Consider the following 7,845-nt stretch of genomic DNA (forward strand, 5'->3'; position numbering starts at 1 on the left):
CGACTGGAACCAGGGTCAGCAGAATAACGACTGGAACAACTGGAACCAGGGAGGTTTCGACTGGAACCAGGGTCAGCAGAATAACGACTGGAACAACTGGAACCAGGGAGGTTTCGACTGGAACCAGGGCCAGCAGAACAACGACTGGAACAACTGGAACCAGGGCGGCAACGACTGGAACCAGGGTCAGCAGAATAATGACTGGAACAACTGGAATAATGGCGGCTTCGACTGGAACAACTGGAGCGTAAATGACTGGAACAACCAGAATCAGCAGAACAACTGGAATCAGGGCGGCAACGACTGGAACCAGGGCCAGCAGAACAACGACTGGAACCAGGGCGGTCAGCAGCAGAATTTCGACTGGAATCAGGGCGGTCAGCAGAACCTTGACTGGAACCAGGGCGGCTTCGACTGGAACAACCAGCAGAACGGCGACAACAACTGGTACAACTGGGAAGTAAACGACTGGGGCAATAACAACGGTCAGCAGAATAACGACTGGAGCAACTGGAATCAGGGCGGCAACGGCGGCTTTGATTTCGGAAACATGGGCGGCGGTAACGGCGGTTTCGATTTCGGCGGCGGCCAGCAGAGTTTTGACTGGAATAACGGCGGTCAGCAGAATATTGACTGGAACGGCATGGCAGGCGGCTTCAACAACGGCGGTGCCAACATCGGTTCTGATGCAGGCAACGGCGGAAATGCCCAGTCAGGTCTGAATGCAAAGATCAGACAGGATATGCCGACAACTGTACCCGGCGGCGTTGAAAAGAGCGGCCAGTGCAAGGTCGAGAAGAAGACATACAATTGTAAATTCACAGGCGGACAGAAGAGCTGTAACGTTGTTCTTCCTCCTAACTATAATGCAAGCAAGCAGTACCCTGTAATGTACGTCCTCCACGGTATCGGCGGTGACGAAAACAGCATGGTAAGCGGCATGGGCGTTCAGGAGCTTCTTGCAGGACTTATCTCAAGCGGTCAGGCAGAGGAAATGATCATCGTACTCCCGAGCCAGTACACAAGCAAGAACGGCAATGGCGGCGGCGGTTTCGGTATCAATCAGGAGACCTGCGAAGCTTATGACAACTTCCTCTATGATATCTCCGACAGCCTTATCCCGTTCATCGAGTCCAATTACTCAGTAAAGACAGGCAGAGAGAACAGAGCTATCACAGGCTTCTCAATGGGAGGCCGAGAGGCTATCTACATCGGACTTATGCGTCCTGACCTCTTCGGTTATGTAGGCGGCGCTTGCCCTGCACCCGGTATCACACCCGGTTCTGATATGTTCATGACTCACCCCGGCTGTATGCAGGAGAGCGAGATGAAGTTCAGAAACGTAGGTCCCGAGCCTGCTGTATTCATGATCACAGGCGGTACAAACGACTCCGTTGTTGGTACTTTCCCGAAGCAGTACAGCGATATCCTTACAAGGAATGGTGTTGAGCACGTATATCAGTCCATTCCCGGCGGCGGACACGGTGCTGACTCTGTAAAGCCTCACCTCTATACATTCATGAGATACGCATTCAAGTAATAGATACAGCATAAAATATAAAAAAACGGCAGCTTTTTATAAGCTGCCGCCACAAGAAACATGAATTACATTATAAATCAAAGATAATATATAACCAAGCGCAGACGCCGCCTCTTTTTGAGGCGGCGTTTTATGTTGCGGGCATGATATGCTTGTCCTGACTGCTGTTGTATTAACGCCCAAAATACACCTATGAACTTTGTAGTAATTGCCGGTTTTTTAAAATGCTTTGTAAACTTTTATTACAATACGTTGAAACGCTGGCAGAAAAGTGGTAAGATTAAATAAACCAATGTCGGAGATATCATTTTTTACACGATCAGCACTGACATTAAAGCATTCAAAGCGGCACTTGAAAGATAAGCAGGCAATAACTATCGGAAAGAAGGCGTTGACTATGGATTTTGATCAGATCGTATCAGGTCATAAAAGCAGGACCTGCATTATGTCTGTTGAGCAGTATGAGGACGGAAGCTACGGTAATATCCTTATCGTTGCTTCAAATAAGGCTCACCGTGAGGACGCGGAGCAGGTGTTCCACCGCACCTTTGTTCCTAATTCGCCATATTACTATTATCTGCCTCAGGACAAGAACTTTGAGGACTTTATTTATCGCTGTGCTTGTCTCGGACAGCCGCTGCACACTTATGTTCCTGTTGAGCAGATGGGCATATGGGTCAATATTTTTCTTCTGCCTCTTGAATCAGACAAGAAAAATATCGGATACTGTCTGTATTCCTGCGATATCTCGTCCTATGCCGACTCTGAGCAGCAGGCGAGCCTTGCGGCTGATACCGCTACAAAGGCACTTGAGATAAGTATAAAGCTGGGCGGTGCGACCAAAGATAATACACTTCAGATATTCGAGGAGCTCATAGAGGATATACGTCAGCTGTGCAAAGCTGATATCTGTGGTATCATGCTCTCGAATTTTGAGGGGAAGAGGTATGCAGGCTTCTGTGAGGCAAGGTCTGACGAAAGCACTTTGCGTCAGGTCGATATCTATAATGACATAGGTTTTTTAGACGTTGCCGATACATTTGATGCAACTATCGGCGGCAGCTCCTGCGTCATCGTAAAAGATGAAAACGACATGAAATGGCTGGGCTCAAAAAATCCGGCATGGTATTCAATGCTTCTTGAATATGATATAAAAAGCATTATTCTCTTTCCGCTGAAGCACAACGGTCAGACCCTTGGCTATCTGTGGGCTTTGAATTTCAATACCGAGGATACGGTAAGAATAAAAGAGATACTTGAGCTTTCCACATTGTTTATTGCGTCCGAAGTTGCTAACTATGAGCTGATGAAGCAGCTTGAATATCTAAGCTCGATAGATGTGCTTACCGGCTGCAAGAACAGAAACGCCATGAATAACGCCGTAAATGATATTATATCGGGAAAGATGAAAATACCTGAGCCTTATGCGGTTTTTTTTGCCGACCTTAACGGTCTGAAACGCATCAATGACGAAAAGGGACACAGCGCAGGAGACAGACTGCTTCGCACGGCGGCAGCGATACTGGGAGAGGTCTTCTACGAGAGCGATGTATATCGTGCAGGCGGTGATGAGTTTATGCTTATAGCGTCTGGTTTAAGCGAGGACGAGGTCAGTGAAAGGCTGGTTCAGCTGAAGGAAAAATCCGCTATAAACTCAGATGTGCATTTTGCGGTGGGCAGTTATATTGTTGGCAATGGCGAGGATATCCGCAAGGCAATGCGGATCGCTGATGAAAGAATGTATATCGACAAGAAGAATTACTACGAGGAGCACCCCGAGCGTAAATACAGGTAAACAATAAAGCTGCATATCAGTTTTTCGGAAAAGGCTTGCTTTTTCAGCACATAAGCGGCTTTATGAGCACCCCTCAGCTTTGCTGGAGGGTGCTTTTTATACAATGTCATAAAAATATTTGTGCGTTCAGACAATAAATCTTGACTATTCTTGCTTGATAATGTATAATAAGTGTGTAAATGCATATTTATAAAGGGAGGGAATTTTATGCATAAACATTACAGGAAGATCGCTGCGGGACTGCTGGCAGCTGCAATGATCGTACCAACAACTGTCAGTATCGCAGAGCCTCTGAGCGTTTCCGCTTATGAGCTGCTGGGAGAGTCGACCTTTGATTATAAGATGATCCCGTGGCATACCGCGGAAGCGTTGCCTGCAAAACAGACTTTTGCCATACAGGACGGGGCTTTGAACATCAAGATCATTGTACCCGAGGGCGCTGACAAGGAAAAGTGGGATCTCATGCTCAGGCACAGGAATCTCGATTTCATAAAGGGTCACGAGTATAAGGTGAGCTTTAAGGCAAAGGCACTGCGCGAAGGTATGGAGCTTACTGCAAGGATCGGCAATATCAAAGGCGACGAGGACTACTTCGTGCTTGACGGCGAGTCCGATGATATGCATATGGGACCGCATATGGACGGTATGTGGCCTTCAAAGCCGGTAAAGCTCGGCACGGAATGGAAGACCTATGAGGGAACATTCATACCTACGCAGGATCTTGACGACTGTGAATGGTGTTTCCAGTATGCAAAGGGAACGAAGTATTTCGGCAATGCCATTCAGGGTGACGAGATATGGTTCGACGATATGTCGATATATGATATGTCAGACGATATGTCAGACTATACGGTATGTACTCCGCCGCCTACCTCCGGATATACTATCCGCGCCAACAGCGGTCTTGATAATAATTATATTTCAGTCAATCAGCTTGGCTATTATCAGGGACTTGCCAAAATTGCGACCCTTGGCGACAATGCAGGCGATATAGTTTACGGAACAGAGCATATTGAGCTTGAGGGCAGCTATGAGTTCGAGATAGTGAGTACCTCCGACGATACCGTCTTTTATACAGGCGTGACGACCAAGCCTGTGAAAGACAAGGATTCCGGCGACAATATCTGTAAAATAGACTTTACTGATTTCGATAATGAGGGCGAGTACTATATCCGTATCAAGGGAAAGGAATGGAGATCATTCCCGTTCAGGATAGGCGATGATATCTACAGCGACAAAGAGAATGATATCCTTACAAATTCGCTCAATTATTTCTATCAGAACCGCTCGGGCATTGATATTGATAAAGAATACATAACCTCAGGCAACAAAGACACGCTCGCACACAAAGGCGGTCATAAGAACGATACGGGATATGTTCAGAATCAGTGGCAGAGGGAATATCTGAACAACAGTGACGCTAAGGAAAAATATGCTTCATCAGAGCTCACAGCCAGCGGCGGCTGGTATGCTTCGGACAACCACAGAAAAGATATGATAGAGGGCGGAATTGCCCTCTGGACGCTTCAGAATATGTATGAGCGCGCGACAAATTACAAAGAGGGCATTGATAAATTTGAAGACGGTTCGGGTACGGTAGTTGTTCCCGAAACAGGCAATAATGTGCCCGATATCCTCGATGAATGCAGATACGAGCTTGACTTTATGTCGAAAATGAAGGTGCAGCCCGATGAGGAAACATGGGGCAAGTACGCAGGTATGTACTACCACCGCATACAGGACGACAAGTGGACAGGTCTTGCATTACGTCCCTGGGATTATTCTGAAGAATATGATACTGTCCGTATCATCAGACCTCCCACGTTTGCAGCAACGCTGAATTACGCTGCCTGTGCTGCTCAGGGCGCAAGACTATGGCAGCCTTATGACGCAGCATATGCGGAAAAGCTGCTGCAAAGCGCAAAGGAAGCGTATGACGCTTACGAGAAGAACTGGTATGATTCAGCTCCGGATGAAGAGTACAATTCTGCGTCGCTGTATGCGCCGCGCAACGTGATAGGAACTGCTGCCCCCGGCGATGATGAGGTTCGTGACGACGCTTACTGGGCAGCCTGCGAGCTCTTTGTCTCCGCAAGCGTTATGGGTGACAGTGACGCTGATAAGTATCATAAAGACCTTTCCGGTTACAAGAACGCATTTAAGGTCGGCACAAGGATAACAGGCGGAGGCAACGAGAGATGTGAAGGCTCTTTTACGATGTTCAATACAGGAAATACCGCCGCAGCAGGCTCGCTGTCGCTGCTCCTTAACATGAAGTGCCTTAACGATAATGAGCGCGTTTCACTGAAAGAATCAGTCATCTGTGCGGCAAATGAATTTATTTACTGTGAGGAAGCACAGGGCTATGGTATCCCGTATCATTATGACGGCCCCGGTTACAGCGATCTTGGTGATCTGCCATCGGATATAATGATCGACGGCTTTGAATACAACTCAAATGAGCGTGCTCTCAACAATATGATCGCAATGGCATTTGCTTATGATGTGACATGGGATAAGAAGTACCTCAACGGAATCGTGAATGGCATGGATTATCTCCTCGGAAACAATCCGCTGTCATTCTCCTATATAACGGGCTATGGCTCATATCACGCAAAGAACCCGACCCACAGGTACTGGAGCTATGAGGTTGACAAGACTCTGCCTAAGGCGCCTGACGGCGTTATCGTAAGCGGTGCAACTACAGATATCAGGGACTTATATTCGCGCGGTCTCGGTATGCTGGCATTTCATCATGATGATCCGTCAGAGAGGTATTATGTTGATTCCGTGGAAGCATGGTCTTCAAACAGTGCTTCGCTCAGCAGCAATGCTTCGTTTGCATGGATAGTGTCCTTCTTACAGGATCAGGCCCCCTATTATGCACTCGAACAAAAGGCAGACGGCGATGTGAACGGTGACGGTTCATTGAATGTTGCAGATATCGTTCTTATACAAAGGTGGCTGCTCGGTAATGACGATGTATATATCCGCAACTGGAAAGCGGCTGACTTCTGCAAGGACGGAAAAATCAATGTATTTGATCTCTGCTGCATGAGGAAGGAAATCATAAAGGCGGGTATCGATTATGTTGTTCCTGATAAAAAGGTCGTTAACGGAAATTATTTATCTGTCGTAGCAGACGGCCTGAAAATGTATCTCGGACCCGATGAGAGCTATGAAGCTGTAGCTATTCTGCCGAAACACTCATGGGTCAAGGAATACGGATATATGGACGGCAATGATGTATGGATGTTCACGGAACATAATGGTAAGTGCGGCTGGATAAGAGTAGTTGCTGAGGACGGTAAGACTCCTACTATCGAGCATGAGAAAATGATAGACAAACCTGTTATTTATCTGTATCCTGAAGAGGAGACCGATGTTCACGTTGAACTGGAACTGACCGAGTCCGAGCTTTCGACAACATATCCCAGGTATAACAACGGCTGGGACGTTGTAGCTTATCCCGACGGAAAGCTTCTTAACAAGTCTGACGGTACGCATCACAGATACCTCTTCTGGGACAGTGCAAAATGCTGTACTGAATTTGATCTCTCAAAGGGCTTCTGCGTTGCGGGAAGCGATACAGAGAGTTTCCTCAGGGAAAAGCTCACATATATGGGACTTACCGAGGAGGAAATGAACGAGTTCATCGTATACTGGCTGCCGAGAATGGAACATAATGCGTATAATCTCATTGCGTTCCAGGGAGACGTCTATACGAATTCCGCAAAACTTGATATCACGCCGTCACCTGACAGCGTCTGCCGCGTTTTCATGGCATATGTACCGCTTGACAATGCTGTGGATATTGAACCTCAGCAGCTTGAGACCTTTGAAAGAAAGGGCTTTGCAGTTGTTGAGTGGGGCGGCACTGAGATCAGATAGTAAATAGCGAAACATATTTAATCAAAAGCCCTGCCACGATTGAACCCAAACACAAAAACGTACAATGAAAAAAAGGCCTCCTATGGTATTATTGAAACTATGGGAGGTCTTGCTATGGCAGGAATTATAAACACATAAAGCAGCGCATTAACTAAATCCTAAATGTCAGTATGTGGCAATTCATAAGATACTGCTTTATAAGAAAATCTTTCACTTATAATGTGGTGCATTTAAAGAACTAAATCCAGGACATTTGCTGATGTTTGACGAATTGCATCTGCTTAAAAAATAAAGAGCGTATTCAAATTAAAACAAAACTGACTTCGCTTGAGTTGCGAAGTCAGTTTGTTAATTAATTCAATTTGCCATATGGCTTTTGGTGTTGTACACACAATGTATGGTGAAGCCTTGATCTTACTTAATAAGGCCCATGCCCCATATTGTGAAGCTGCCGCTTCCTGAGATTGAAACGTCAAGGTCTCCCGTTGTATCCTGATAGTAGCCAAGCTCTGCGTCAGGACCGCCCCATGTGTACTGCTTGTTGCCGTTTACCTTTGTGGTCTTGCCGTTTACAGTAACATTTATGCTGCCCATTCCGTTGCTGTTAGCCTTGAATACG

The 7,845-nt window shown here is 46.6% G+C and carries 4 protein-coding genes; 3 read left to right on the plus strand and 1 reads right to left on the minus strand.

Features of this window, described 5'->3' with window-relative positions; all coding sequences use genetic code 11:
* The 3 genes from IKW96_RS10255 to IKW96_RS10265 all read left to right on the plus strand — a co-directional run.
* A partial coding sequence (locus IKW96_RS10255; protein WP_296574132.1) for an alpha/beta hydrolase-fold protein occupies positions 1-1,540 on the plus strand: 1,540 nt, incomplete at its 5' end.
* Between the two features lie 397 nt (positions 1,541-1,937).
* Entirely contained in the window at positions 1,938-3,335 is a 1,398-nt protein-coding gene (locus IKW96_RS10260; protein ID WP_296574134.1) for a sensor domain-containing diguanylate cyclase, read from the plus strand.
* Positions 3,336-3,542: 207 nt separating this feature from the next.
* Complete coding sequence (locus IKW96_RS10265) at positions 3,543-7,226, plus strand: glycoside hydrolase family 9 protein (RefSeq protein WP_296574137.1); 3,684 nt, start codon at positions 3,543-3,545, stop codon at positions 7,224-7,226.
* 414 nt (positions 7,227-7,640) lie between these two features.
* Here the strand turns inward: IKW96_RS10265 and IKW96_RS10270 are convergent.
* A partial coding sequence (locus IKW96_RS10270; protein ID WP_296574139.1) for a hypothetical protein occupies positions 7,641-7,845 on the minus strand: 205 nt, incomplete at its 5' end.

Origin of the sequence: Ruminococcus sp. (assembly GCF_017549005.1) — a bacterium.
Lineage (GTDB): Bacteria > Bacillota > Clostridia > Oscillospirales > Ruminococcaceae > Ruminococcus.